The 25,218-nt window shown below is 70.8% G+C and carries 29 protein-coding genes; 11 read left to right on the top strand and 18 right to left on the bottom strand.

Annotated features, from left to right (window positions below; all coding sequences use genetic code 11):
- Positions 1-58: 58 nt before the first annotated feature.
- Positions 59-1,342 carry a hypothetical protein gene (locus RAC69_RS13795; RefSeq protein ID WP_375087310.1) on the top strand — a complete coding sequence of 428 codons (1,284 nt, stop codon included), beginning with the start codon at positions 59-61 and terminating at the stop codon, positions 1,340-1,342.
- Between the two features lie 347 nt (positions 1,343-1,689).
- On the opposite strand, the gene RAC69_RS13790 is transcribed toward RAC69_RS13795, so the two are convergent.
- The 8 genes from RAC69_RS13790 to RAC69_RS13755 all read right to left on the bottom strand — a co-directional run bounded on the left by RAC69_RS13790 (position 1,690) and on the right by RAC69_RS13755 (position 8,046).
- Positions 1,690-2,247: a hypothetical protein gene (locus RAC69_RS13790; RefSeq protein WP_375087309.1), complete on the bottom strand. Its 558-nt coding sequence runs from the start codon at positions 2,245-2,247 to the stop codon at positions 1,690-1,692.
- Complete coding sequence (locus RAC69_RS13785) at positions 2,244-2,906, bottom strand: hypothetical protein (RefSeq protein WP_375087308.1); 663 nt, start codon at positions 2,904-2,906, stop codon at positions 2,244-2,246. The genes RAC69_RS13790 and RAC69_RS13785 overlap by 4 nt, the downstream gene beginning before the upstream one ends.
- 42 nt (positions 2,907-2,948) lie before the next feature.
- Entirely contained in the window at positions 2,949-3,791 is an 843-nt protein-coding gene (locus tag RAC69_RS13780) for an endo alpha-1,4 polygalactosaminidase (RefSeq protein WP_375087307.1), read from the bottom strand.
- Complete coding sequence (locus RAC69_RS13775) at positions 3,788-4,069, bottom strand: hypothetical protein (RefSeq protein ID WP_375087306.1); 282 nt, start codon at positions 4,067-4,069, stop codon at positions 3,788-3,790. Before RAC69_RS13775 ends, RAC69_RS13780 begins: the two co-directional genes overlap by 4 nt.
- Positions 4,070-4,515: 446 nt before the next feature.
- Entirely contained in the window at positions 4,516-5,214 is a 699-nt protein-coding gene (locus RAC69_RS13770; RefSeq protein WP_375087305.1) for a DUF899 family protein, read from the bottom strand.
- Between the two features lie 60 nt (positions 5,215-5,274).
- Positions 5,275-6,672 carry an MFS transporter gene (locus RAC69_RS13765; protein WP_375087304.1) on the bottom strand — a complete coding sequence of 466 codons (1,398 nt, stop codon included), beginning with the start codon at positions 6,670-6,672 and terminating at the stop codon, positions 5,275-5,277.
- Between the two features lie 9 nt (positions 6,673-6,681).
- Entirely contained in the window at positions 6,682-7,770 is a 1,089-nt protein-coding gene (locus tag RAC69_RS13760; protein WP_375087303.1) for a YbdK family carboxylate-amine ligase, read from the bottom strand.
- Between the two features lie 9 nt (positions 7,771-7,779).
- A complete protein-coding gene (locus RAC69_RS13755) occupies positions 7,780-8,046 on the bottom strand; it encodes a Rho termination factor N-terminal domain-containing protein (RefSeq protein ID WP_341933517.1) in 267 nt (88 codons plus the stop codon).
- Positions 8,047-8,167: 121 nt separating this feature from the next.
- Between RAC69_RS13755 and RAC69_RS13750 the strand changes: the two genes are divergently transcribed.
- A complete protein-coding gene (locus tag RAC69_RS13750) occupies positions 8,168-8,332 on the top strand; it encodes a hypothetical protein (RefSeq protein ID WP_179297663.1) in 165 nt (54 codons plus the stop codon).
- Positions 8,333-8,383: 51 nt separating this feature from the next.
- On the opposite strand, the gene RAC69_RS13745 is transcribed toward RAC69_RS13750, so the two are convergent.
- Entirely contained in the window at positions 8,384-8,590 is a 207-nt protein-coding gene (locus RAC69_RS13745) for a CsbD family protein (RefSeq protein ID WP_375087302.1), read from the bottom strand.
- 205 nt (positions 8,591-8,795) lie between these two features.
- On the opposite strand from RAC69_RS13745, the gene RAC69_RS13740 reads away from it, so the two are divergent.
- Positions 8,796-9,209: a hypothetical protein gene (locus RAC69_RS13740; protein ID WP_375087301.1), complete on the top strand. Its 414-nt coding sequence runs from the start codon at positions 8,796-8,798 to the stop codon at positions 9,207-9,209.
- Between the two features lie 32 nt (positions 9,210-9,241).
- Here RAC69_RS13740 and RAC69_RS13735 read toward each other — a convergent pair whose 3' ends face one another.
- Positions 9,242-9,589 (bottom strand): hypothetical protein, encoded by a 348-nt coding sequence (locus RAC69_RS13735; protein ID WP_375087300.1) that lies wholly within the window; start codon positions 9,587-9,589, stop codon positions 9,242-9,244.
- Positions 9,590-9,908: 319 nt separating this feature from the next.
- Here RAC69_RS13735 and RAC69_RS13730 point away from each other — a divergent pair, with 319 nt between their 5' ends.
- Complete coding sequence (locus tag RAC69_RS13730; protein WP_375087299.1) at positions 9,909-10,394, top strand: FBP domain-containing protein; 486 nt, start codon at positions 9,909-9,911, stop codon at positions 10,392-10,394.
- 40 nt (positions 10,395-10,434) lie between these two features.
- Here RAC69_RS13730 and RAC69_RS13725 read toward each other — a convergent pair whose 3' ends face one another.
- From RAC69_RS13725 to RAC69_RS13710, 4 genes are read right to left on the bottom strand one after another with little or no spacing between them, the layout of a single operon-like run.
- A complete protein-coding gene (locus RAC69_RS13725; protein ID WP_375087298.1) occupies positions 10,435-11,259 on the bottom strand; it encodes a PaaX family transcriptional regulator C-terminal domain-containing protein in 825 nt (274 codons plus the stop codon).
- Positions 11,252-12,526, bottom strand: a complete 1,275-nt coding sequence (locus RAC69_RS13720; protein ID WP_375087297.1) for a kynureninase — start codon at positions 12,524-12,526, stop codon at positions 11,252-11,254. The genes RAC69_RS13725 and RAC69_RS13720 overlap by 8 nt, the downstream gene beginning before the upstream one ends.
- 1 nt (position 12,527) lies before the next feature.
- On the bottom strand, positions 12,528-13,559 hold the full coding sequence (locus RAC69_RS13715) for a hydrolase (RefSeq protein ID WP_375087296.1): 1,032 nt from the start codon (positions 13,557-13,559) through the stop codon (positions 12,528-12,530).
- The gene (locus tag RAC69_RS13710; RefSeq protein WP_375087295.1) at positions 13,559-14,410 is read right to left on the bottom strand and encodes a tryptophan 2,3-dioxygenase; all 852 of its coding nucleotides are present in this window, start codon (positions 14,408-14,410) and stop codon (positions 13,559-13,561) included. Before RAC69_RS13710 ends, RAC69_RS13715 begins: the two co-directional genes overlap by 1 nt.
- Before the next feature lie 199 nt (positions 14,411-14,609).
- Here RAC69_RS13710 and RAC69_RS13705 point away from each other — a divergent pair, with 199 nt between their 5' ends.
- The 6 genes from RAC69_RS13705 (at position 14,610) to RAC69_RS13680 (ending at position 20,159) form a co-directional block, all read left to right on the top strand.
- The gene (locus tag RAC69_RS13705; protein WP_375087294.1) at positions 14,610-15,911 is read left to right on the top strand and encodes an extracellular solute-binding protein; all 1,302 of its coding nucleotides are present in this window, start codon (positions 14,610-14,612) and stop codon (positions 15,909-15,911) included.
- Between the two features lie 67 nt (positions 15,912-15,978).
- Positions 15,979-16,890, top strand: a complete 912-nt coding sequence (locus RAC69_RS13700) for a carbohydrate ABC transporter permease (RefSeq protein WP_375087293.1) — start codon at positions 15,979-15,981, stop codon at positions 16,888-16,890.
- The gene (locus tag RAC69_RS13695) at positions 16,887-17,777 is read left to right on the top strand and encodes a carbohydrate ABC transporter permease (protein ID WP_341933528.1); all 891 of its coding nucleotides are present in this window, start codon (positions 16,887-16,889) and stop codon (positions 17,775-17,777) included. Before RAC69_RS13700 ends, RAC69_RS13695 begins: the two co-directional genes overlap by 4 nt.
- 26 nt (positions 17,778-17,803) lie before the next feature.
- Positions 17,804-18,508, top strand: coding sequence for a GntR family transcriptional regulator (locus tag RAC69_RS13690; RefSeq protein ID WP_375087292.1), 705 nt, complete (start codon positions 17,804-17,806; stop codon positions 18,506-18,508).
- Positions 18,505-19,209 (top strand): N-acetylmannosamine-6-phosphate 2-epimerase, encoded by a 705-nt coding sequence (locus RAC69_RS13685; RefSeq protein ID WP_375087291.1) that lies wholly within the window; start codon positions 18,505-18,507, stop codon positions 19,207-19,209. The genes RAC69_RS13690 and RAC69_RS13685 overlap by 4 nt, the downstream gene beginning before the upstream one ends.
- A complete protein-coding gene (locus tag RAC69_RS13680) occupies positions 19,209-20,159 on the top strand; it encodes an N-acetylglucosamine kinase (protein WP_375087290.1) in 951 nt (316 codons plus the stop codon). The genes RAC69_RS13685 and RAC69_RS13680 overlap by 1 nt, the downstream gene beginning before the upstream one ends.
- A 79-nt stretch (positions 20,160-20,238) precedes the next feature.
- Here RAC69_RS13680 and RAC69_RS13675 read toward each other — a convergent pair whose 3' ends face one another.
- Both RAC69_RS13675 and RAC69_RS13670 read right to left on the bottom strand, forming a co-directional pair.
- On the bottom strand, positions 20,239-20,493 hold the full coding sequence (locus RAC69_RS13675; RefSeq protein WP_375087289.1) for a hypothetical protein: 255 nt from the start codon (positions 20,491-20,493) through the stop codon (positions 20,239-20,241).
- Complete coding sequence (locus RAC69_RS13670; protein WP_375087288.1) at positions 20,490-20,723, bottom strand: hypothetical protein; 234 nt, start codon at positions 20,721-20,723, stop codon at positions 20,490-20,492. The genes RAC69_RS13675 and RAC69_RS13670 overlap by 4 nt, the downstream gene beginning before the upstream one ends.
- 73 nt (positions 20,724-20,796) lie before the next feature.
- Here RAC69_RS13670 and RAC69_RS13665 point away from each other — a divergent pair, with 73 nt between their 5' ends.
- Positions 20,797-22,302 carry a glutamate--cysteine ligase gene (locus RAC69_RS13665; RefSeq protein WP_375087287.1) on the top strand — a complete coding sequence of 502 codons (1,506 nt, stop codon included), beginning with the start codon at positions 20,797-20,799 and terminating at the stop codon, positions 22,300-22,302.
- A gap of 24 nt (positions 22,303-22,326) precedes the next feature.
- On the opposite strand, the gene RAC69_RS13660 is transcribed toward RAC69_RS13665, so the two are convergent.
- A complete protein-coding gene (locus tag RAC69_RS13660; RefSeq protein ID WP_375087286.1) occupies positions 22,327-24,036 on the bottom strand; it encodes an amidase in 1,710 nt (569 codons plus the stop codon).
- 111 nt (positions 24,037-24,147) lie between these two features.
- Positions 24,148-25,185 (bottom strand): agmatine/peptidylarginine deiminase, encoded by a 1,038-nt coding sequence (locus tag RAC69_RS13655; protein WP_375087285.1) that lies wholly within the window; start codon positions 25,183-25,185, stop codon positions 24,148-24,150.
- Between the last annotated feature and the right edge of the window lie 33 nt (positions 25,186-25,218).

Raw genomic sequence — 25,218 nt, 5'->3', positions numbered from 1 at the left:
ATGCTGTTGACGGGCGCTGTCGGCGAGGCTAGCGCCGCATCCCCGCTACGGTAGGCACATGCGACAGGCCCTGCGGACGTTCGGACGCATCCTCGCCGGGCACTGGCCCGCTCTCATGGCTTGGTATCTCGGGGGCGAGGCCGTGCACCGCGTGCTCATCGAGCTCGCGGGCGTCGTCGGCGGCCTCACGACCCTCGGCGGTCTGCTGCTGCTTCCGCTCGCGGTCGCCGCCCGCCTCGTCTCGTACGTGGCGATGTACCTGACGGTTCGTCCTTCGCTGCCGCACAGCAGGCGGGAGGATGCCGGCGGCGCCCGCGAGTTCGCCTCGGCCACCCTCGCCGCGATCCTGCCGTTCTTCGCGTTCTACACGGCGTGGGGAATGCTCGACGCGGACCAGATCGAGTTCTTCCGCATCGCCAGTGCGATCGCGCTCGCCGACTCCGGGTACCAGCTCGATCAGGTGGGCGACCGCGGCGGCCTCATCGGGGTCGGCGTGCTGCCCGTGGCGGTGCTCGTGATCGCGCTCGCCGCCCGCATCGTCTACCTGCGGTTCGCCGACCGACTGCCGCGCGGGGTCGTGGTGCTCGCGGTGTACGCCGAGGTGCTGTGGACCTTCATGCTCTTCACGCTCGTGGCGCGGTGGTGGAGCGGCGTGCTCGCCTGGGTCGGCGAGCGCGAGGTCGTGAGCCGCCTGCAGGTGTTCGGCGACTGGTTCGCCGTGAACCTCGCGCCGGTCGCGGCGGTGTGGGAGGCCGCGACCTGGATCGTGGGCATCGTGATCGCCGCCGTGATCGTGCCCGCGGCGTGGCTGACGGTCGCCGGTGTCGTGTTCGGCACGACGTTCGACTCGACCCCCGGGTTCTCGCGCTGGGGCTCGGGTGCTGCGCGCGGCACCGCGATGAGCATCGCCCGCACGCTGGTGATGCGGCTCGAGGGACTCTGGGCGGCGGTGGCCGTGATCTGGCGCGGTGGACCGCTGCTGTTCGGCGCATACGTGCTCGCCTACGCGCTGTGGGCTCTGGCGGAGCAGTCGGGCACACGCGGTCTGCTGCAGCTCATCGGCGGCCACGAGGCGTCGTTCTGGGCGGGGGCGTTCCCGCTCGCGACGCTCGCCGTCGCGGCCTTCGCTGAACCGCTCCGCGTCGCGATCGTCGCGACCGCCTACGACGAGGTCATCGGCCGCCCGCAGGCGGGACTCGACACGCGCCCGTCAGGGTTCGACGAGGAACCGGGCGGTCACGTGGTCGCCGCCCTCGACGTCGAGGAGGAGCGGCCCCTCGGCGTCGTCCGGCAGCAGGAACACCGCGAGGATGCGGTACGACGACCCCTCGATGGTGCATGACCTCTCGTCCTCGTCGTAGGGCACGTCGAGTCCGTCCCGCGAGCTCAGCCAGGTGCGCGAGGTCGCGGGCTCGGTCACGCTGATCGTGCAGGAGCCGGCCTCCGGCCCGCCGCTCGACGTCAACCGCACGCTCAGCGACCGCGTGCCTTCCGGCGCCTCGAACTCGCCCCATTCCGCCCCGGACAGCGACAGCGTCTGACCCGCCACGTCAGCGCTGGATCCCGCCTCCACGACGCGGCTCTCCGGGCGGATGGCGGGGAGCACGTCGAGCCAGACGTAGGCGCCCACGACGGCCACGATCGCGACGGCGAGCGCGAGGAGCGCGACGCGCTGCCGACGGAGCCGGATCACGGCGTCACCAGACCGGAGCGGGTGATCTCGACGGTGTCCTCGCGGGCGATGCCGTCGAGGGGGAGCGCGATCACGACGAGGTCGTCGAGCTCGGCGGTGTAGTAGTCGGGGGTCAGTCGCAGCTCGGCGGTGCCGGAGTCGACGTCGGCGGGGAGCTCGAACGCCAGCATCCCGATGGTGTCGATGCCGACGCGCAGCGGCGTGCCGACCAGCGACGCCGTCGGGCGCTCGCTCGCCTGGAACACGCGGTCGCCGATCGCGAGGGTCGCGAGTCGGATCGACGCATCGATCTCGGTCTCGGGCGCCGAGACGGTCACGGTCACGACGAGCCAGTTCCCCTCGGCGCTCCAGCCGTCGTCGGTCTCGACCGTCTGCGCGAAGCGCGCCCCGACCGCCGTGGCGACGAGCGCCCGCGACGATACGGTCTCGTCCATCGCCCCGCGCCGCTCGATCGGGGCGACGAGCGCGTCGTCGTCGGGTGTGAGCGCGACGAGCGCCCCGGCCCCGACCACGAGGCAGGCGCCGATGATCCAGGGGAGGGCGCGGTTTCTCATCGGTCCTCCGATGCGGTGGCGACCACGCGGGCGACGAGACCGTCGGGTCGCCACGTCACGACGCGCGACGAGAGGATGACGGTGCCGCGGCTGACCTCGGCCTCATGCACGTCGAGGGCGACGGCGCCGTCGGCGAAGGCGTCGGCGGGCACCGGCCAGGCGATCGTGACCTCGTCGGGGACGCCGGGCTGCAGGACGACCTGGCCGGCGGAGCCGTCGGCCCGCCAGACCGTCGCGCTGCCGGTGGCGTCTGCGCCGTGCAGGTCGAGCAGCGGCTCGGCGGTGTTCACGAGATTCGCCTTGAGCAGGTCGGCCGTCGTGCCGACGCCGATCGGCGCGTCGGCGAGGTTCTCCATGCGCGCCGTCAGGACGAGCAGCTTCTCGCCGGGCTCCGCCTCGAGGTACTCGGACTCGACGGCGTCGGCGAACGCGACGTCGAGCACGGTGATCGCATAGGTCGAGGTGCGCACCTCGTCGCCAGCCCCGACCTCGGCGGCCTCGGTCGTCGAGCGCGCCAGACCTCCGGTCACGATCACGATCACGACGACGAGGAGGACGGATGCCGCGACCACCCACACCCATCGGGGAACCTCGCGCAGCGCGCGGCCCCACCGTGACAGCACGGCGCCGACCCGCGTCTGCTCCCCCGAGATCGTCACGGGGCCAGCCTAGTCAGACCACGGGTCGGGGCGTGGTCGGCGTCAGCGACAGGTCTCGAACACGTGCCCGTCGGCGTCGGCCGGCTGCAGGTCGCGGTCGCGCAGCACCATCGACACGGGCGAGTCGGGGTCGGCGCACATCTCGGCGAACGGGCGGGGCAGCTCGTCGGTGTACTCGATGTCGATCACCTGGTCGTCGTACACCGCCGTGTAGGCGCCGCACTCCTCGTACGCCGCGCACTCCTCGACCACCGCGAAGTCGAAACCGGCGCGGTCGCGCAGCGCAGCGGCATCCTCGGCGGCGTTCTTCTGCCCTGCCGCGAGACCCGATGCGTGCGCCCGCTCGACGAGCAGCGTCGCGAGCGCGAGGTTGTCGTCGAGGGTGAGTGCGTCGTCCGAGCGCGTGTACGAGTCGAGGTTGTCGAACTCGACGGCGTCGAAGCCCGACTCCGCGCAGCCGTCGATCCACGGTCCGACCATGGCGGCGATCCGGTCGCGGCGCTCCGCCGTCGACGTGTCGAGGAGCGCCTCGTCCGGCCAGTCGGGGTCGAAGACGGGCTCGCCGTCATCCTGGAGGAGCAGGTCGTCCGCCCAGTCGTCGAGCTCGCCCGGCTGGGTCTGGAAGCCGTTCACGTAGCAGATCGAGTAGACGCCGTCGGCGGGCTCGGCCGACCGGTCGCGCCCCACGATGCCCACCCCGTCGGCCGGTTCGTAGGCGCCGCCGAGCTGGTAGTCGGGCACCGCGCCCGTCGGGAGCAGCGCGACGTCAGCGGATCCGGCCCCCGACGCGGTCGGCCCTCCCCCCGCCACCTGCTCGCCGGCGCAGCCGACCAGCGCCACGCCGACCACGGCTGCGGCGAGGAGAGCGGATGCCGCGCGCCTCACCGCGGCAGCGCAGAGTCGTCGGCCGTGCGGTCGAGGCGCCCCGTGACGAGGAACACCGCGATGATCGCGATGATCACGTACAGGTACACCGACAGGCCCGCGAACGCGAGCAGCGGACTGCCGGTGCCGGAGCCGCTGTCGACGCCGCCCGTCGCGAGGAACGTCGTCGGGTCCGTGACCGCGTGCAGCAGGATCGGCCAGACGAGGCTGCCGGTCACGCGGAGCGTCAGGTACATCGCGACCCCGAAGAAGAACGTGAAGCCCATCGTGAACAGCACGGTGCCGACCGGCTGCCCGCTGATGAGGTTCGAAGAGCCCGGTGAGGAAGGTGAGGAGGATCACGCTCACCGCGTAGGCGCTCCAGTCGGTCGCGCCGACCCGCAGCAGCGCGGCGACCACGACGATCACGGGGGCGATCCACATCCAGCCGCGACCGCGGCCCGGCTGGCGGCCGAACAGCTCGGGGAGCCATCTCACCGATGCGGCGAAGGCGAGCAGGAGGGCGGAGCCGATGACGACGGGGAGCAGCAGCGTGATCGTGACGCTCGCGGGGTCGTCGAACGGGTTCCTCACGTCGTACCGGCCACGGAATACGATGCCGATCAGCTGAGACGCGCCGATGTAGAGGGCGAGGTAGATCGCGGCGACGAAGATCGCACGCCACCACCCGCCGCGCTCCCAGAAGCGCTGCCAGGGGGAGGCGCGCCGGGCGGCCGTGGTGGCGTCAGTCACGTCTCACACCGTACAGTCCGGCGATCTCCTTGGACCCCATTCCCTCTGCGTACGTCGGGTGCTGCGGCCAGCCCTCGGGGGAGTCCTCCCACTCCTCCTGGCGTCCGTACGGGAGCAGGTCGACGAGACCCTGCAGGTGGCTGAGCCGCTCCGTGCCCCGTCCGTTCGTGTGCCACGTGCGGTAGACCGTGTCGCCGTCGCGCAGGAACACGTTCACGCCGAAGCCCTCGTCGGGCCCCGCATCCATGTCGCCCCCGAAGGAGCTGTCCGCACTGGAGTACCAGGCCATGCGGTTGCCGACCCGGTCTCGGTAGGCGAGGGCTTCGTCGATCGGACCGTTCGTCACGATCACGAAGCGCGCGTCGTAGTAGCGCTCGATCACGTCGAGGCGGGTGAACTGCGAGGTGAACCCGGTGCACCCGGGGCACTGCCACTCGTTCCCGTCCGACCACATGTGGTTGTAGACGATGAGCTGCGGATGTCCGTCGAACACCTCGGCCAGACGCACCGGGCCCTCGGCGCCCACCAGCGTGTACTCGGGCAGCTCGACCATGGGGAGTCGACGCCGCTGCGCGGCGATCGCGTCGAGCTCACGCGTCGCGGCCTTCTCACGCACCCGGAGATCGGCGAGCTCGCGGCGCCAGGTGTGGGCGTCGACCACGGGCGGGAGGGCGTTCTGGGGTGTGCTCACGGCTGGCCTCCGATGATCGGCGGGATCGTGCCCCCAGTCTGCGCCCGACCGCCGACAGCGTCAACGATCCGCGGCATCCGCGGCCGGAGCCGGCTCGCCCTCGGCGGGGTTGCGGCGGATGCCGACCCACGACACCACCCCGCCGAGCGCGAGCAGTGCCGCGGTCACCCAGGTGGCGTTGTGGAAGCCGCCCAGGTCGAGGGTGCCGCCGATGATGGTCGAGAGCATCGCGACCACCAGGAGCCCGGCGACCCGCGAGACGGCGTTGTTCACGGCCGAGGCGATGCCCGAGCGTGATTCGTCGATCGCCCCGAGGATCGCCGAGGTCAGCGGCGCGACAGTCAGCGACAGCCCGAGCCCCATCACGATCATGGCCGGGAGCACCTGCCACCAGTAGTCGAAGTCCTCGGCGACGAGCAGCAGCATGACCGCTCCGGCGGCCATCACGAGCGGGCCGACCGTCATGAAGATGCGGGGTCCGAACCGGCCGGCCCACGATCCGGCTCGCGAGCTCAGCAGGATCATGAGGATCGTCATCGGCAGGCTCGCGAGACCGGCGGCGGTCGCCGAGAGGCCGGCGCCCTGCTGCAGGTACACGCCGATCACGAAGCCGTTGAGCGACAGGGCGGCGTAGACGAAGAGCGTCGCGAGGTTGCCCCACGCGAAGTCCCGCACGCGGAACAGCGACAGTGGCATGAGCGGTGCCGCCGACCGCTGCTGACGCACGAGGAACAGGGCGAACAGCGCGGCGCCGACCACGCCGGGCAGCCAGATCGCGGGGGAGCCCCAGCCGAGGTTGGGCTGCTCGATGAGCGCGAAGACGACGGCGCCGAGGCCGACCGCGCAGAGGATGCCGCTGACCCAGTCGACCCGCACGCCGCTCGGTCTCTCGTTCAGCCTCAGTCGGGCGAGCAGCAGCAGGGTCACGCCGATCGGCAGGACGTTGATGAGGAAGACGAACCGCCAGGAGAGGAAGTCGACGAACAACCCGCCGAGCAGGGGGCCGACCAGCTGCGCGCCGGTCGTGAACGCCGTCCACACGCCGATGGCCCTCGCCTGCACGTCGGACCGCATGGTCGCGGTGATGAGCGCCAGCGAGCTCGGAACCAGCAGGGCGCCCGCCGCCCCCTGGGCGGCGCGCGCGATGATGAGGACGAGGGGATCCGGTGCCGCCGCGACCGCGATCGAGGCCACGCCGAAGGCGATCAGGCCCACGCGCATCACGAGCACCCGGCCGTAGGCGTCCGACAGTGACCCCGCGAGCAGGATCAGCGCGCTGAGCGTGATGAGGTACGCGTCGACGACCCACTGCTGCGTGGTGATGCCGCCGCCGAGCTCCCGGCTGATGGCGGGCAGCGCGACGGTGACCACGGTGCCGTCGAGGAACGTCACGAACGAGGCCAGCACCGCGACCGAGATCACCAGTCGCTGCAGGGGAGCGAAGCGGGAGGATGCCACAGGCCGACACTACTGCGGCTCGGCACCCCCGCGGGCGGTCGTCGCGCGGTACAGATCGCGGAGCCCGGTGAGACCCCGCTTCTCGAGGGCGCGGAGCTGACGCTGCGCACCGGTGCCCTGCTCCCGGACGTGAGCGAGCTGTGCGGTCGCGAAGGCGTCGTCGCCCTGTGCCGCGAGCGCCGGCGCGATGCGCGAGAGCATCCGGTCGATCACATCCCGCGCCGGAGCCGCGTCGCCCGTCGTCGGGTCGACGATCCTCGCCTCCTGACCGAAGCGGGAGGCGGTCCACAGGGACGCGTCGATCGCGTCGAGTCCGATCTCGGGGCCGTCGTCGAGGTCGTCGCTCGCGACGAGAGCGCGGCTCAGTGCCACCGCCAGCATCGCGTCGTCGACGTCGAGCTGCGTGTCGCACACGCGCACCTCCACGGTCGGATACCGCTCCGACAGTCGGGCTGTCCAGCCGATCGACGAGGCCTCGGTGATGCCGCGCAGCGCGAGCAGCCCGTCGACGCGCGCCCGGTAGTCGGTGTAGTCGTGCGCGTGCGGCGGCGTCCACCCCGTGGGCAGGCGCCGGGTGAGGATCGACCGCCAGCTCGCGAAGCCGGAGGGGCGGCCGTCTGCGAACGGCGAGTTGCCGGTGATCGCGAGCAGCGCCGGCATCCAGGCGCGGATGCGGTTGAGTGCCCGCACGCGCTCCTCGTCGTCGTGCACCTCGACGTGCACGTGCAGGCCGTTGACCTCGTGCGTGCGGGTCAGCCCGCCGAGGATGCCCGCGACCTCGTCGTAGTGCGCCGAGGGGGAGACGACCGTCTCGTCGGACCACACGAACGGAGTGCCCGTGGCGGCGACGATCGCGCCGTCGGGCGCCGCCCCCGCGGCCATCGCGGTGCGCATGCCGTGCAGCTGAGCGACGGCATCCGCTGTCGTCTCGAGCGGAGACGAGGCGGTCTCGAGCTGGGAGGTGAGGAACTCCGGGGTCACCGCGCCGCCTGCGCGCTGACCGACCAAGCGGTCGCGGAGTCCCTGGTTCATGGTCAGGGGAACGAGAGTGTCTTCGTCGAGGAGGAAGAACTCCTCCTCGATGCCGAACCTGGCCACGACCGTGCCCTAGTGGTTGCGCAACGCCGAGATCAACTCGGCCTTCCGCTTGCCGCTGTACCCGGTGAGGCCGAGTTCCTTCGCGCGCTTCCGCAGCTCGGGGACCGTCCAGTCCTCGTAGTCGCCGTGCTCGCCGCCGCGGCGGCCGACGGCGCTGCGGCCCTCCTTGGCCGCGGCGTTCGAGATGCGCGCGGCCTTCTCCTTCGACGCTCCCTCGTCGCGGAGCTCTTCGTAGAGCTCCGGATCCTTCAGGGAGCTGTTCCTGCGTCCTGGCATGTCGTTCTCCTCACTCACGTGGCACTGCTCTGCGTCAAGCCCCTCGTGCGGGGCGTTCGTCCGGGTCTACCGTGAAGCCATCGAGACGGGCGTGCCCTGCGCCCCGGAGAAGGGAAGACCGATGAATATCCTTCTGATCATCGTCATCGTGATCGCCGTCATCCTGGCCATCACGGGCGGACTGGTGCAGTCGCTCCAGTTCCTCCTGTGGGTGGGTCTGGTCCTGCTGGCCATCGCCGTGATCGCCTGGTTGATCCGATCCATCTCGGGTAACCGCACGCGCTGACCCGTCACCCAGTGAGGCCCGCTTCGGCGGGCCTCACTGCTGTGTGAGGGCTTATTCCTTGAAGCCGTCGCGGATGCTCTCGCCCGCCTTCTGCGCGGCATCCTTGACGTTCTCCCCGGCCTGCTTGGCCGAGGCCTTCGTCTGGTCGGCCTGGCCCTCGGCCTCGAGGCGCTCGTTGTCGGTCAGCTTGCCGACGCCCTCCTTGATCTTCCCGCCCAGCTTCTCGGCGTTGTTCTTGATGTCGTTGTCTGCACTCATGATGCGTCCTTTCATCGTCCGATCAACGGGACTGCCACCCTCGCACGACGCCTGCCAACCGACCACGGGATTGACAACGGACCCCGCGCATGACAGCACGATCCGGCGGTCGACGCGCACGGGATCCGGGGCTACTGTGGGCCACAGGCGGGTGGTCCTGCCCGCTCTCACACCCGGCTGAGGCCGACGACGGAAGCGGTGCGCGATGGACTCGATGATGATGGACGCCTGGCGGACGAACATGACCTCGGCCTCCGAGGCGACGACCATGGACCTGGCGGCGATGGACATGTCGGTGCTGCAGGCCTGTATGGACGCGTGCTCGGCGTGTGAGCAGGCGTGCACGGTGTGCTCGACGCAGCTCATGGACTGCGCACCGGCCTGCATGAACTGCGCCGACATGTGCAACACGATGATGCGCGCCCTGATGCGGATGCAGGGCATGACCCCCGCGTCGATGATGGCCATGCTCGACGCGTGCATCGCCATGTGTCAGACCTGCATGGACGAGTGCATGGAACACGCGGCGCACAGCGACGTCTGCCGCATGTGCGCCCAGGCCTGCCAGGCGTGCATGGACGCCTGCATGGCCGTGCGCGACATGATGGTCCCGGCCTGACGCGGATCTCGCAGCGACGAGACGAAAGCGCCTCAGTCGCGCGCGACGTTGAACTGGATGCGCCCGACGGCGAGCACCCCGTAGCGCTCGTGCAGGGCGACGGGCGTGCCGGCCGGAGCCTCGAGCGCGGCACCCGCCGCGTTCCAGAGCGCGTGCGCGACGCCGTCGAGCGTGCGCACCACGACGTCGCCGGTGCGCGCGTCCGCGTGCTCGACGATCGCGTCGACCCACTCCGAGGGCGTCGCCGATGCGAGCCTGGCCTGGATGAGGTGCAGCGCGTGACCGGGTGCATGCGAGGAGCAGGCGTCGCCGCGGTGGCACATGCACGCCGAACGCTCACGCACCGTCGAGGGTGAGAGGCGGTTCTGCGGCGTGGACACGGCTGGCTCCTTCGGGATGCGGTCGGGTGGGTGTTCCGGCCAGCGTAGGCGCGGCATCGGCCGGAGCGAACCCGCACCGACACGAGGCGAAACAAACAGGCGTATACTCGCCGGGTGCTGTTGTCGATGAGCGCTCCCGGGATGCCGGTGCGGGCGCGGAGCGGAGCCGCAGGCGCATCTCGCGCCGCGGGCAGAGGCTGACGATCGGCCGGAGGCGGAACATCCCGTCACCGGTGTCGCGTCGTACCCGGCATCCCGCCGGTCCTCTCTTCCGACCCCCAGCCGCCGTCGGCGGCCTGTTCTGAAAGCACACACTCTCATGCGTCCCATCGACGAGCGCGCCCTGCGCGCCTCCTTCATCAACGCCACCCGCAAAGAGGTCTCCGACATCTCGCTGCCGCCCGGCTTCGACGAGATCGACTTCGACAAGCTCGACTACCTCGGGTGGACCGACCCCAAGCTGCCGCGCCGCTCGTACGTCGTGGTGTGGATCGACGACGTCGTCATCGGCGTCGTCCTGCAGCGCGCCGAGCAGCGCGTGCTCGCGCGAGCCCAGTGCTCGTGGTGCGAGGACGTGACGCTCCGCAACGACGTGCAGCTCTACACCGCCCGCAAGGCCGGGCCGGCCGGACGCAAGGGCGACACGATCGGGAACCTGACGTGCGCCGAGTTCGGCTGCTCGAAGAACGTGCGCGTGCTGCCACCGCTCGCGTACCAGGGGTACGACCGCGAGCTCGCGCGCGAGATGCGGATTCTGAAGCTCCAGGAGCACGTGCAGGCGTTCGTCAGCGCGGTCGCCGGCTGAGCGAGGCCGGAGGCGCGCGCCCGGTGCGCCTCCGGCCGGGTCAGGATGCTGCGACGACGGCGCGCACGTGCGCGTGGGCGGCGTCGGCGAGTTCCGCGGAGAGCCGCGCGAACTCGTCGACGCTGCGTCGACCCGGCCAGTCAGCGGGGAGCATCGCCGGCGGCAGGCCCGGATCGACGTAGGGGAGCACCCGCCATCGGTCGAGCAGGTGCACGTACGCCGCGAACGGCGCGGAGGGCAGCGTCTCGAGCGATCGCTGGAAGGCGAGGTGCTCGGCGCGGAGCGCGGCGAGGTCCCACCAGCGGGCGGCGGCGTCGGCCACCGACCCCTCGACGACCGGGTGCGCGCCGCGGAAGAGCGTGACCCAGTCCCGTGCACCGAGCCCGGCGACGGTCTCCTCGACCTCGCCCTCCAGGTGGCCCGGACAGATCAGCAGCGCGGCGGAGACCGCGCCGGCGCCGATCCACTGCAGACGGCGACGCAGCTGATGCCGCACGCTCCTCGCGCTCTCCGGGATCGAGAACGACACGAGGCACCACGCATCGGCGTCCGTCATCTCGCGCATCTCGAAGATGCGGCGGTCTCCGCGTTCGAGCATCGCGACGGCACTCGGGTCGAGGCGGTAGCCCGGCGCGTCGCGACGCTCGGCGAGCAGGAGGCCCTTCTGCTTGAGGCGCGTGATCCCGGTGCGCGCCTGCGCGGCGGGGATGCCGAGGTCGACCGCCAGCGCGACGAGATCGGCCGTCGAGATCCACCCGCCCAGCGGGCGCAGGTACAGGCCGATCAGCGTGCGCAGCAGCGACGCGGTGCTGCCGGGGCGGGCGTCGATGTCGTCGAGCACCGCCGCGGCACCCGTGTCAGTCACGCGCGTCCAGGGCGTCGCGAACAGCGAGCACGCCGCGGACCGTCTCGGCGTACGACGTGCTGAGCGGCGACAGTCCGAGACGGATGCCGTCGGGGAACCGGAAGTCGGGGATGATCCCGTCGGCCCAGAGCCGCTCCGTCACGGCGCGGAAGTCGGGGTGGCCGATCGTGACGTGTCCGCCGCGCGCCGCTGCGTCGCGCGGGCTGAGCAGCCGCACGCCGAGCGGCGCGAGCACCGCGTCGTAGGCGCGCACCGCGAGGTCGGTGAGAGCCTGCGATTTCTCGCGCACGGCGTCGATCGTCGCGTGCTCGATGAGGTCCAGCATCCCCTGCATCGCGAGCATCGACGTCACCGGCGGGGTGCCGCTCAGCAGCTGGCGGATGTCGGAGGCCGGCACGTATTCGGGTCCCATCGCGAAGATGTCGGCCGCGCTCCACCACCCCTGGATCGGCTGCCGCAGCACGTCCTGCAGCGAATGGCGCAGGTAGGCGAAAGCCGGGGAGCCGGGCCCGCCGTTGAGGTACTTGTAGGTGCAGCCGACCGCGAGATCGACGCCCCACGCGTCGAGCTGCATGGGCACGACGCCCACCGAGTGGCACAGGTCCCACATCATCAGCGCGCCGGCCTCGTGCGCGGCCGCGGTGATCGCCGGCATGTCGGCCAGCGCGCCGGAGCGGTAGTCGACGTGGCTGAGCGACACGACGGCCGTGCGGTCGGAGATCGCCGCGACGACGTCGGCGACCTGCACGCCGTGAACGGGATCGGGGTCGATCCAGCGGATCGTCGTTCCGGTCTCGGCCGCCACGCCCTCGACGAGGAAGCGGTCGGTGGGGAAGTTGCCCCGCTCCATCACGATCTCGGTGCGGACCGGGTCGTGCGCGACGGCCGCCCGCAGCAGCTTGTAGATGAGCACGCTCGTCGAGTCGGCGACGACCGTCTGACCGGGCTCGGCGCCGAGGGCGATCGCGCCGATGCGGTCGCCGAGCTCCAGCGGGAGTGCCATCCACTGCTCGTCCCACGAGCGGATCAGCCGCGTGCCCCAGTCGTCGCGCGCGAATGCCGCGAGGCGTTCCGGCACGTCGCGCAGCGGGCGGCCGAGCGAGTTGCCGTCGAGGTACGCGTGCACCCCCGGCGCATCGGCGAACGCGTCCAGGTGCGCGCCGAGCGGGTCGGAGGCGTCGAGGGTGGCGGCGAGCTCGCGCAGCGTCTCGTCGGCGGAGGTGTCGACGGCGTCGGCTGCGGTGTCGGGGGCGTCGGGCTGGGTCATGTCAGGCCTCCAGATCGGCGGTGGTCAGAGGGCGGGCGAGGGTCGGGTCGGCGTCCGGATGCGGCAGGACCAGCAGCACGGAGGCCGGGTCGCGGGGATCCACGGGGGCGAGGGTGCGCAGGAGCGGGATGCCGTCGAGCCCCGCCTCGCGCAGCGCCGCGACCTCGAGGGCGTTCACATCGACCGGGGCCGGGCCGTTGCCCATGTCGGTGCCGTACAGCACGGTGCCGCCTGCGGCGTGGAATCGGCGCACGTTGTCGACGGGGATCGCCCGCAGGTCGCCGTGGATCGCGAGCGTCGAGATCCACGACACGGATGCCGCCTGCTCGGCGATCTCGTCGTCGGTGAGACGTTCCGAGAAGGGCGCGTGCGCGAGGGCGTCGACGCCCAGGCGGGCGACCCGCTGCGCCTCGCCGACACCTTCGGCGTGCGCGACGACCGGCAGGCCGCGTGCGCTCGCCGCATCGACGATGGTGCGGAACGACTCGTCGGAGAAGACCGGACCGGCCGTGCTGTTGCTCGCGACCTTGACGCGGGTCGCCCCGGTATCCGCCATCTCGGCCACGACTGCGGAGGCCTGCTCGGCGTCGGCGATCTCGCGGAACGAACCGGGCGGCGCCCAGGAGCGGTCGGACGGGTAGCCGCCGACCGGCGTCAGGAACGCGCCCGCGTACTCGATGCGGGTGGCGCGTTCCGTCTCGTCGCTGCGCTCCTCGCTCGACGACCGGGGTCCGTCGCCATCCCGGTCGCCCCGCGAGCGGAGCGGGCCGACATGCGCTGCGCGCGCGTACGACGCGACGACCCCGGGGTTCGCCCCGAGGTCGACGACCCGCCCGAGCCGCGAGCCGGCGAGCCGCTCGTGCTCGACGAGCTGCAGGTGCACGTGGTGGTCGGTGAACCCGCCGACGATCACGCCGTCGAGGCGGGGGAGATCGGATGCCGCGGGCTCGCCGCGCAGCAGCATCCGCTCGCCGTCGAGGGCGACGACGCCCTCGCGCCACCCCTCGCCGTCGAAGAACGCGGCGGCCCTCATCAGCCGCCGATCTCGGTGCGCACGGTGTAGAGCTCGGGGAAGAAGGTGAGGTCGAGCGCGCGCTGCAGGAAGCCCACGCCGCTGGACCCGCCGGTCCCCGCCTTCATGCCGATCGTGCGGGCCACGGTCTTGAGGTGGCGGAAGCGCCAGAACTGGAAGTTGTCCTCGAGGTCGACGAGGTCTTCGCATGCCTCGTAGAGGTCCCAGTGGGTGCCCGGGTCCCGGTAGATCGCGCGGATCGCCGGGACGAGCTCGGGGGTCTCGCGGTACGGCAGACGCACGTCGCGGTCGAGGATCTCGGCGGGCACCGGCAGTCCGCGGCGGGCGGCGAAGCGCAGGAACTCGTCGTACAGCGTGGGCTTCTCCCATTCGGCTTCGAGCAGCGCGCGGTGGGCGGGGTGGTCGGAGAACACGCCGAGCATCTTCTCGTTCTTGTTGCCGAGCGCGAACTCGACGGCGCGGTACTGCACCGACTGGAAGCCGGACGAGTTGCCGAGCGCGCCGCGGAACTGCGCGTACTCGGTCGGGGTGAGTGTCGCGAGCACCGACCACTGCTGCGTGATGACGTCCTGGATCCGCTTGATGCGCGCGATGCGCTTGAGGGCCTCGCGCAGGTCGTCGCGGGCGAGCAGCTCGCGCGCGGAGGACAGCTCGTGCAGGAGCTGCTTGAGCCAGAGCTCGGTGGTCTGGTGCTGGATGATGAACAGCATCTCGTCGTGGTGCTCGGGGACGCTGACCGGATGCTGCGCGGTGAGCAGCTGGTCGAGCGACAGGTACGACCCGTAGGTCATACGCCCGGACAGGTCGGTCACGATGCCCTCTTCGAGTGCGCGCTCGTTCTCGGTGCTCATGGCACGAACATATCACTTTCGTGCCGAGCGTCACAGAGGTGAGATATGAGCGGTGCCCTTGCAAACTGGACCGTACCAATTGTTTCAAACAGGTTACGTTTCGGGGATGTCGGCCGATATGGTGTCATAGTCGTTCGTGAACTGGACCGTACCACTTGGAGGAAAGATGCGAAGGACGAGAACACTCACCCTGGGTGCCATGGTCCTGTCAGCGGCGCTGCTGGCAGGATGCTCCACCGGCACGAGCGGCTCCGGCGGCTCCGACGGATCGGGAGAGGGCACCGTGAAGCTGGTCGCCTGGCCCGGCCCGGAGGGCGATGCGATGGCCGAGGTCGTCGACGCCTACAACGCCGGCCAGGGCAAGGACGACGGCATCGAGGTCGAGCTGACCCTGCTGTCGCGACAGGACACCTTCTCCAAGGAGACGGCCCTCATGGCGTCGAAGTCCTCCGACGTCGACATCTACTTCACGGCGTCGTACAACATCGGACAGTTCGCGCCGTCGCTCGACCCTCTCACCGACATCGACACCTCCGCGTACTTCCCGGTCGCGGCCGAGGGTCTCACCTACGAGGACGAGCTCTACGCGTTGCCGCTCGACGTCAGCAACCACTTCCTGCTGTACCGCAAGGACCTCACCGACGCCCTGCTCGCCGACCCGGCCGCGCAGGCCGAGTACGAGAAGATCAGCGAGACCGTGCTCGGTGAGAAGCGCTCCCCGAAGGACCCGACCGAGTGGGACCTCGACGACTTCAAGGTCGCCGCCGCCTACTTCTCGCAGAGCACGAACCCGGCGTCGCCCACGGAGTACGGCACGATCCTCCAGGCGAAGAACCTGCTCTACAACACGATGATCTGGAACGACGTGCTGTGGGGCTACGGCGGCAACTGGGAGGAGGACGGCAAGGCCGCCCTCACGAGCGACGCCGCGAAGAAGGCCGTGCAGCTGTACGCCGACATCTACGAGAACGAGTGGACGTCGCCCGACAGCGCCCAGGCCGAGTTCCCCGAGACGCAGGCCGCGCTGCAGTCCGGCGACACCGCGTTCGCGGTCCAGTGGTCGGCGGCGTTCGCGCAGCTCAACGACCCCGAGCAGTCGCCGGACGTGGCGGGCAAGATCGCGATCGCGCCGGTCCCCGGCGGGCAGACGCACGTGCACGCGCTCGCCGTCTCGCTGAACAAGTACAGCGAGAACAAGGATGCCGCGAAGAAGTTCCTCTCGTTCCTCGCGACGACCGACGCGATGACGCAGTACGCCGAGGCCGGCGGCATCCCCGCGATGCCCGAGGTGCTGGAGGCGCAGGCGTCGCTGAACCCCGCGTTCGCGCAGGTCTCCGACAGCATCTCCGAGTACGGATTCTCCGAGCCCGTGTTCCCGCAGACGTTCCAGGCGTACAGCAAGCTCGCCGAGGACCTCAGCGGGGCGTGGGTCGGCCAGGCCGACGTCGACGAGGCGCTCGAGACGGCCAACGCCAACCTGCAGGAGCTGCTCGACCGCTGATGCCTCCGGGGTGGGCGCACAGCGCCCGCCCCGGACACCACGACACCTCGAGGAAGGTCGACGTGCCATGAGTCACACCGCCGAACGCGCGAGGACGATCAGCGCGGAGCGCCGCAAGCGCACCGTCGCCGCGACCGTGCTCAGCCTGCCGCTGATCCTGTTCGCAGCGGTCTTCGTCATCTACCCCCTGGCCACGGGAGCGCTCACCGCGTTCCAGAGCAGCACGCTGCTCGATCAGTCGAACGAGCTGAACGGCATCGACAACTTCATCTCGCTGTTCCGCAGCGACGGTTTCGCCAAGGCGGCCGGGTTCACCGTCGGGTTCTCCGCGCTCGTCGTCGCGATCGAGATGCTCCTCGGCTTCGCACTCGCGCTGCTGATGAACCGCGCCTTCCCCGGCAAGAAGCTCTTCTTCACGCTGCTGCTGCTGCCGATCATGATCGCGCCCGCCCTGCTGGGCGTCATGTTCCGGCTGCTGCTGAACGGCGACATCGGCGCGCTGCCCACCCTGCTCGAGAGCGTCGGGCTCAGCGTCTCCCTGTTCTCACCGGACTCGGTCGTGCCGCTCCTCGTCGTCCTCGACGTGCTGCAGTGGACGCCGTTCACCTTCCTCATCATCTACGCGGGGCTGCAGTCGCTGCCGAAGGAGCTCCTCGAAGCGTCCGCGATGGACGGGGCCGGTTATTTCCGCTCCCTCTTCTCGATCGTCGTGCCGGTGCTGAAGCCGGTGCTCTTCGCCGCGTTCTTCCTCCGCGCCATCGACGCGATCCGCACCTTCGACGTCATCTACGTGCTCACCGCCGGCGGACCGGGCACCACCACCACGACGCTCAGCATCTACATCTACAAGACGGCGTTCGAGGCGGGCGACTTCGGCAAGGCGGCCGCCGCCGCGCTCGTCGTGCTCGTCTGCCTGCTGCCGTTCGTGCCGTTCATCGTGCGACGCATCACCTCGACCGGAATGGAGGGGAAGCGATGACCACCGAGACGCTCGTCCGCCCCGCGAAGGGCCGCGCACGCTCCGCGGCATCCGACCCCCGCCCGCTGAAGTCGGGCCGCCGCTGGCTCTTCACCGCGCTCGCCGCGATCGTCGCGCTGATCGTCAACGTGCCGCTGCTGAACGCGGCGCTGGTGAGCTTCAAGCCCGACGGCGAGATCGCGAAGAACCCGCTCGCGCTGCCCGCGTCGCCCACGCTCGACCACTACGCGAACGTGCTCTACGCCTCGGGCTACGACTTCCCGCGTTTCTTCGTGAACTCGGCCCTGATCGCGGTCGGCACGGTCGTGGTCGTGCTCGTGATCGCCATCCCCGCGACCTATGCGATCGTGCGCCTCGGGTTCGGCGGTCGGTGGATCATCAGCAGTGCCTCCGGCCTCCGTCTGCTGCCGGCGATCTTCTTCGTCGTGCCGTTCTTCCTGCTGTTCTCGTCGCTGGGGCTGCAGGACACCATCCAGGGACTCATCGCGGCGAACGCGTTCCTCAACCTGCCGCTCGCGATCATCCTGCTCTCCTCCGCCCTCGGCGACATCCCGCAGGAGATCGAGGAGGCCGCGGCCGTCGACGGCGCCAACATCTACCGCACGCTCGGATCGGTCGTCATGCCGCTGCTCGCGCCGACCGTCGTCGCCGTCTCGGTGCTGGTCTTCATCTTCAGCTGGAACGACTACCTGTTCGCGCTGGTGCTCTCGACGTCGAACGCCACGCCGGTGACGCTGGGGGCGGCGAACTTCATCACCAGCACCGGCATCCGCTGGGGCGACATCTCGGCGGCATCCGTGCTGTCGACGCTGCCGCCGCTGCTCTTCGCGGTGTTCGCCCAGCGATACCTTGTGAGTGGGCTGTCGTCGGGCGCGGTCAAGGGATGAACCGGGCAGTTCAGGAGGGACGGACGATGCCGCACAAGTACGAAGAGGTCGCAGCCAGCATCCGCGAATCGATCGCGCAGTCGATGTCACCGCACGACGCCCTCGCCTCGGAGCGCGAGCTCATGGCGATCCACGGCGTGAGCCGGATGACGGTGCGGAAGGCGATCGCGACCCTCGTCGACGAGGGACGGGTCTACAACGTGCACGGCTCGGGGACGTACGTCGGCTCCGCCGACATCTTCTCGAAGACGCCGAAGCTCACGTCGTTCACGGAGGACATGATCAGCCGCGGCTCTGTTCCCTCGTCGCGGGTGCTCGAGCTCGCTCGGGTGGATGCTCCGGATGCCGTCGCCGCAGCACTCGGCCTCGCCGCCGGCGACGAGGTGACGCACATCCGCCGACTGCGTCTCGCCGACGACGTGCCGATCGCGATCGAGGACGTGTACGTGCCCGTGTCGGTGCTCGCGATCGAGTCGCTGAACCTCGGCGCCTCGCTCTACGAGCAGCTGCGCGAGGCCGGGCACGACGTCTTCCGCGCCGAGCAGGAGATCAAGGCGATCACCCTGACCGATCAGGAGAGCCAGCTGCTGGAGGTACCCGCAGCCGAGGCCGCGCTCGCCGTGACCCGGGTGAGCTCGTCGCGACGCGGGCAGCTGATCGAGTTCGCCCGCACGATCTATCGCAGCGACCGCTACACCTTCCAGCTCGCCGTCACGAGGGACGACAAATGACCTCGGCGCACACCGACATCGCCCTGCCCGCCCGGCTCCGCGCCCTGCGCGGCGGTCTCGTCGTGTCGTGTCAGGCATATCCGGGGGAGCCGCTGCGCCACCCGGAGTCCATGGCCCGCATCGCGCAGTCGGCGGTGACCGGCGGCGCGGTGGGGATCCGCGCGCAGGGGCTCGACGACATCCGCGCGATCGCCGAGGCCGTCACCGTGCCGCAGATCGGTCTGTGGAAGGTCGGAGCGGAGGGCGTCTTCATCACCCCGACGCTCGAGCACGCGCTCGCGGTGGCGGAGGCCGGGGCGGACATCGTCGCGATCGACGGCACGCGGCGACCGCGCCCGGACGGGCTGACGCTCGCCGAGACGATCCGCCGGTTCCGCGACGAGACCGGACTGATGATCATGGCCGACGCGGGCAGCGTCGACGATGCGCTCGCCGCAGAGGACGCCGGCGCCGACGTCGTCGGCACGACGCTGTCGGGATACACGGGAGAACGTCCCGTGTCGGACGGGCCAGACCTCGAGCTCGTCGAGATCCTGGCCTCGCGGCTCACCGTGCCCGTGCTCGCGGAGGGGCGGATCAGGACACCGGCGGAAGCCAAAGCCGCGCTGGATGCCGGTGCCTACTCGGTCGTCGTCGGCACCGCCATCACGCACCCCGCCACGATCACGTCGTGGTTCGTCGACGCGATCACCGCGGTGTGATGACCGACGGGGAGGGCGCGGACATGGTGGGGCTCGCGATCGACATCGGCCAGACGCAGGCGCGCATCCGGGTGCTCGGCGTTGCGGGGGCGAGCGCGGGCGAGCACAAGGTGCGGGGCTTCGCCTACGGCGGCGACCTGCTCGCCGTGATCCCGGAGATCGTGGACGACGCGGCCGGCATGCGGGGTCTGGACAGGATCGATGCGGTGACGGTGGGGAGCAGCGGGCTGTACGGGCGGGTGCCGGCGATCGACGGGATGGCGCACCGGCTGCATCGCGACCACGGTGTGCGGCGCACGATCGTCGCGGACGACGCGGTCACCGCCTACCTCGGTGCGAGAGGGGATGCGCACGGGGTCGTCGTCGCGGCGGGCACCGGCATGGTCGGCCTCGGTCGCGGACCGCGAGGTGCCGCACGGGTCGACGGGGTCGGCGGCATGATCGGCGATGACGGCGCGGGATGGTGGATCGGTCGCCGAGGGCTCATCGCGGCGATCAGTGCGGCGGACGGGCGTGCTCCGGCGTCGCGCGCGCTGCTCGCACGGCTGGAATCGCGGTTCGGAGCGGTGGCGGAGTTCCCCGCCGTGCTCGCCGCTGACGAGCATCCGGTCGCCGTCGTCGCGTCGTTCGCGAAGGACGTCGCCGAGGTCGCGCGCGAGGGCGACGAGGTCGCGACGGGCATCTGGCGGGAAGCCGGGGCGCACATCGCGGGTGTCGTCGTGGCGGCGGCGACGCGGTCGGGGCTCGACGGCGAGGTGCCGTGGGTGCTGCTGGGCCGCCTCGGTGCGGCGGACGACCTGCTGCGGCCGGGATGGGAACCCGCGCTGCGTGCGGGGCTGCCCGGTGCGGCGCTCGTCGCGCCGGACGGGATGCCGCTCGACGGCGTCACGCGGCTGCTCGACGTCGATACGGCGCGGTTCGGCGCGATGGTCCGCGCGGTGGAGCTCTAGGGGCGGAACCGCGTTTCGTCTCGCTTCGCTCGCTCGACGACCCAGGCCCCGCGGGTCGTCTCGGTCACTGTAGCTGGACTCATCGCGTGTCGCCGTGCGGCGCTCGTCCGACGGCTGCGGGAGCCGTGACGGAGGTCTCGCGAAAGACGGAGAACGGATCATCCGCCACAGACGATTCCTCCTCGGGACGCTCTCGATCCGGTCTCCTCGTCTCGACGATCCCCAGGATCACGGCCACCGCGATCCACACCACGATCGCCGCGGTCAGGAGAAGCAGGATGAGCGCGAGCAGCCAGAACGCGATGAACAGCGGAAGGGAGAAAAGCGCGATCACCTGGGTGCCCCCGTCCCGTCGAGCGCCCGTCGATCGCGCTCGTATCTGCGCTGGTAGGCGAGTTCCCAACGCCCCGGGCCTCCGCGGTGCTCGACGATCGCGTCGATCACGATGCGGATCACGACGTTGACGCCGATCGGGATGAGCAGGATGAACAGCAGGCTCGCCAGGACGATGCCCGCCCAGAACGGGAACGCGAAGAGGGCGACCAGGAGGGAGCCGTTGTCCATGCGCTCAGGGTAGTCCGTGTCAAGGGGTCGTCCATTCTCGACGAGCACCCTTCCGGGTGGATACCGTCGGATGATGGGCGACAGCATCGAAGCGCGGACTTTCACGCGCCAGGACCGCACGCAGTTCCGCGCGAAGACCGAGCGGTGCCTCGACGCGCTGGCGTCCATGCTCGCGGACGGGCGGTTCGCCACCGTCGATGCGCCGGACTCCCAGCTCGGGATGGAGATCGAGCTGAACCTGGTCGATGAGCACGGGGCTCCCGCGCGGAGCAACGAGGCCGTGCTCGAGGCGATCGCGTCCCCGGCATTCCAGACGGAGCTCGCACGCTTCAACGTCGAGATCAACGTGGCGCCGCGGCCCATCGGACGCGGCCATCTCCGAGAGCTGGAAGACGTCTTGCGCGGTGCGCTCGACGTCGCCGACCAGCGGGCGCGATCGACCGGCAGCGGCCTGGCGATGATCGGGATGCTCCCGACGCTCGACGAGACGCACTTCACGGAGCGCTGGTTCTCGGCAGATCCGCGCTACAGCCTGCTCGGGCAGCAGATCCTCGCGGCGCGCGGAGAGGACATCGAGCTGCAGATCGACGGTGTCGCGCTGGGCGACGACCGCCCCGCCGACCAGCTCGCGATGGTGTGCGACACGATCCTGCCCGAAGCTGCGTGCACGTCCGTGCAGCTGCACCTCCAGGTCGCCCCCGACTCGTTCGCCTCGTACTGGAACGCGGCGCAGGCGATCGCCGGCCCGCAGGTGGCGCTCGCCGCGAACTCCCCGTTCTTCGCGGGCAAGGCACTCTGGCACGAGACCCGGATCCCGATGTTCGAGCAGGCCACCGACATCCGTCCGCAGGAGCTCAAGAACCAGGGCGTGCGGCCGCGCGTGTGGTTCGGAGAGCGCTGGATCACGTCGATCTTCGACCTGTTCGAGGAGAACTCGACCTACTTCTCGGCCCTGCTGCCCGTGTGCTCGGACGAGGACCCGTTCGAGGCGCTCGACGAGGGGCGAGCCCCCGAGCTGTCCGAACTCCGCATGCACAACGGCACGGTCTACCGCTGGAACCGTCCGATCTACGACGCCGGCGACGGGACCGCGCACCTGCGCCTCGAAAACCGGGTGCTGCCCGGCGGCCCGACCGTCGTCGACGTGATGGCGGATGCCGCGTTCTACTACGGACTCGTGCGGAGCACCGCTGAAGCCGACCGCCCCATCTGGACGCAGATGACTTTCGACGCCGCCGCCGAGAACCTGCGGGAAGCCGCGCGCGGCGGCCTCGAATCGCGCTTGTACTGGCCGGAGGTCGGCTGGATCAGCCCGCGCGAGCTTGTGCTGCGGCGGCTGCTCCCGGCCGCGGCCGAAGGATTGGACGCGTTCGGCGTCGACCCGGACGTCCGCGACCGGTACCTCGGCATCATCGAGCAGCGGTGCCTCACCGGCCGCAACGGTGCCGTGTGGCAGCGCGAGAACGTGGCGGCTCGCGAGCGGTCCGGCGCGTCACGCACCGACGCGTTGCACGGCATGCTCGCGGACTACATCGAGCGGATGCAGTCCGGCGAGCCCGTGCACACCTGGACGCACTGATCTGGACGCCCGCCGGGCTGGCCGCTACAGCGCGGGGGTCCGCGGCGGGGGAGTGCGACGGCCCCCGGCAGCGCCGACCGCCTCGAACGCCGTCGCGAGCCGCAGCAGCGCCGAGTCGTCGTAGGCGCGTCCGGCGAACGTCAGCCCGATCGGCATCCCGATGTCGTGCATGAGCCCCATCGGCACGGTGACCGTCGGGATGCCGAGGTGCCGCACGACGAGGTTGCCGTTCGCGATCCACGTCCCGTTCCGCCAGCCGAGATCGGCCGACGCCTCGTTCACGTCCATGTCGGCGGGCCCGACGTCGGCGACAGCGGGGAACACGACGGCGTCGAGCCCCAACTCGTCCATCCACTCCTCGAGGTCGATGCGGCGGGTCTCCTCCAGACCGCGCAGTCCCTCGGGCAGCTCCGGCATATCGGCGATGCCTGTGCCGGGGTGGTCGCGCACCCAGTCCGGGTACTCGGCGATGTCGTCGTCGAATCCCGTGTAGCGGTCGGGCAGGGCGCCCTCGGGGTGCGGGAAGATCGTCGCCCCGTCGACGGCGGCGAGCGTCGACAGCCGGGGGTCGCCGTTCGCCTGCAGGAAGTCCTCCCACGCCCACGCCGACAGGTCGACGATCTCGCGGCGCAGGTACTCCGCAGACACGAGCCCCCTCGTCGCGATCGTCGGGGCGCCGGGGCGATCGCCCTCGTAGTTCGACACGACGGGGAAGTCGACCTCCACGACCGTGGCTCCGGCGGCTTCGAGGTCGCGCCGCGCGGCCTCCCACCGGGCGATCACCGATGCACGGGTGTCGATCCGCTGGCCCGTGGGACCGCCGATACCGGGGGAGGGGGCCGTTCCGGCATCCGCATCCGCGTTGATGTACAGGCGGGGGATGCCGATGCGCACGCCGTCGAGCGACGCGGCGTCCGCGAGAGCCGGATACGACTCTGGCCGCACGACCGATGCGGCGGGAAGCGGGATCCACGGCTGGGTGCGCCAGAAGTCGCCGCGGGTCTCGACGTCGTCGGCGACGATCACGTCGAGCACCTCGAGCAGGTCGGCCATCGTCCGGGTGTGCGGGACGACCACGTCCATGGTCGGCACGAGCGGCCAGTTGCCGCGGGTCGAGATCACGCCCCGCGAAGGCGTGTACGCGCACAGGGCGTTGTTGGTGGCGGGTCCCCGGCCGCTCGACCAGGTCTCCTCGCCGAGACCGAAGGCCGCGAAGCTCGCGGCGGTCGCCGTGCCCGACCCGTTCGACGAGCCGGACGCGAACGGCGCCGTGAGGAAGTCGGCGTTGTAGGGGCTTTCGGCGCGGCCGTACACGCCGCGCTGCATCCCGCCGTTCGCCATCGGGGGCATGTTCGTCAGACCGAGGCAGATCGCGCCGCCGGCGCGCAGCCGCTCGATCGTGAACGCGTCGCGCTGCGCGACGAGCTCGGCGAAGGCCGGGCTGCCGGATGCCGCGGTGAGACCGCGCACGAGGTAGCTGTCCTTCGCCGTATACGGGATGCCGTCGAGCGGACCGCGCATCTCGCCGTGTGCCCGCCGGGCGTCGGAGGCCTCGGCCTCGGCGTGCGCCTCGGGGTTGCGGACGACCACGGCGTTCAGCGCCGTCGCGGTATCGGGTCCGTCGTACGCGTCGATGCGCGCGAGGTAGGCGTCGACGAGGTCGACCGCCGTGACGGCTCCGCTCTCGAGCGCGTGGCGGAGCTCGGCGATGGAGGCTTCGTGGACTTCGATCATCGGTCTACCTTCGATGGAGCATTTCGTCTCGTCGCTGCGCTCCTCGCTCAACGACCGGGGCGGGGTGCTGTGCGCTCGCTCAACGACCGGGGTGGGGTGCTGTGCGCTCGCTCAACGACCGGGGGTGCAGGGCTGCTGCTGCGTGATGCAGTGGATGCCGCCGCCTCGATCGAAGAGCGCACGCGCGTCGACCGTGACGACGCGACGCCCGGGGTAGGCGTCGGCGAGGATCTCGCGCGCTGCGGCATCCGCCGCCGCGTCCCCGAAACCGCACGCCACGACGCCGTCGTTCGTGACGAGGTGGTTGACGTAGCTCCAGTCGACGAAGCCCTCCTCGTCGCGCAGCGTGCTCGGCGCGGGCAGATCGATGATCTCGAAGCGGCGGCCTGCGGCATCCGTCTGCTCGGCGAGGTGCGACCGCAGCTCGCGGGTGATCGCGTGGTCGGGGTGGTCGGGGTCGCGCTGGTCGTGCAGCAGCAGGCGCCCGGGGGAGAAGATCGTCGCGACGATGTCGACGTGTCCGTTCGTGCCGAAGTCGTCGTAGTCGCGGGTGAGGCCCCGGGGCAGCCAGACCGCCTTCGTGGCGCCGAGGGTGCGAGCCATCTCCGCCTCGACCCGCTGCCTGTCGGCATACGGGTTGCGGCGGGGGTCGAGCTGCACGGTGTCGGTGAGCAGCACGGTGCCCTCGCCGTCGACGTGGATGCCGCCGCCCTCGTTGACGAGCGTCGAGCTGACGAGCTCGGCTCCCACGGCGCCGGCGACGACGTGGGCGTGCTGGGCGGCCTTGCGCCACTGCGCCCACTCGGGGGCGCCCCATCCGTTGAAGATCCAGTCCACGGCGCCGAGGACGCCCGGTCGCTCGTCGTCGATCACGAACGTGGGGCCGGAGTCCCGCATCCAGAACTCGTCGACCGGTGCCTCCACGATGTCGATGTCGCGGCTCAGCATGCGCCGTGCTCTGGCGATCTCCGCGGGGTCGACGACCATCGTGACGGGCTCGAACTCGGCGACGGCGTGGGCGACAGCGGTCCAGGTGCCGTAGCCCTCCTCGCGCTCGGCCGCGGTGTCGCCGAGCGTCGGACCCTCGGCGGGGAACGCCATCCAGGTGCGCTCGTGGGGTGCGGTCTCGGCGGGCATATGCCAGGCCATGGGTGCTCTCCTCGCTGTCGATCGTCCGGCGTC

The sequence above is a fragment of the Microbacterium sp. LS_15 genome, from assembly GCF_041954735.1.
In the GTDB taxonomy this organism is placed as follows: Bacteria; Actinomycetota; Actinomycetes; order Actinomycetales; family Microbacteriaceae; genus Microbacterium.
The sequence above is the reverse complement of the archived record's forward strand: the minus strand, read 5'-3'. Positions and strand labels throughout refer to the sequence as shown.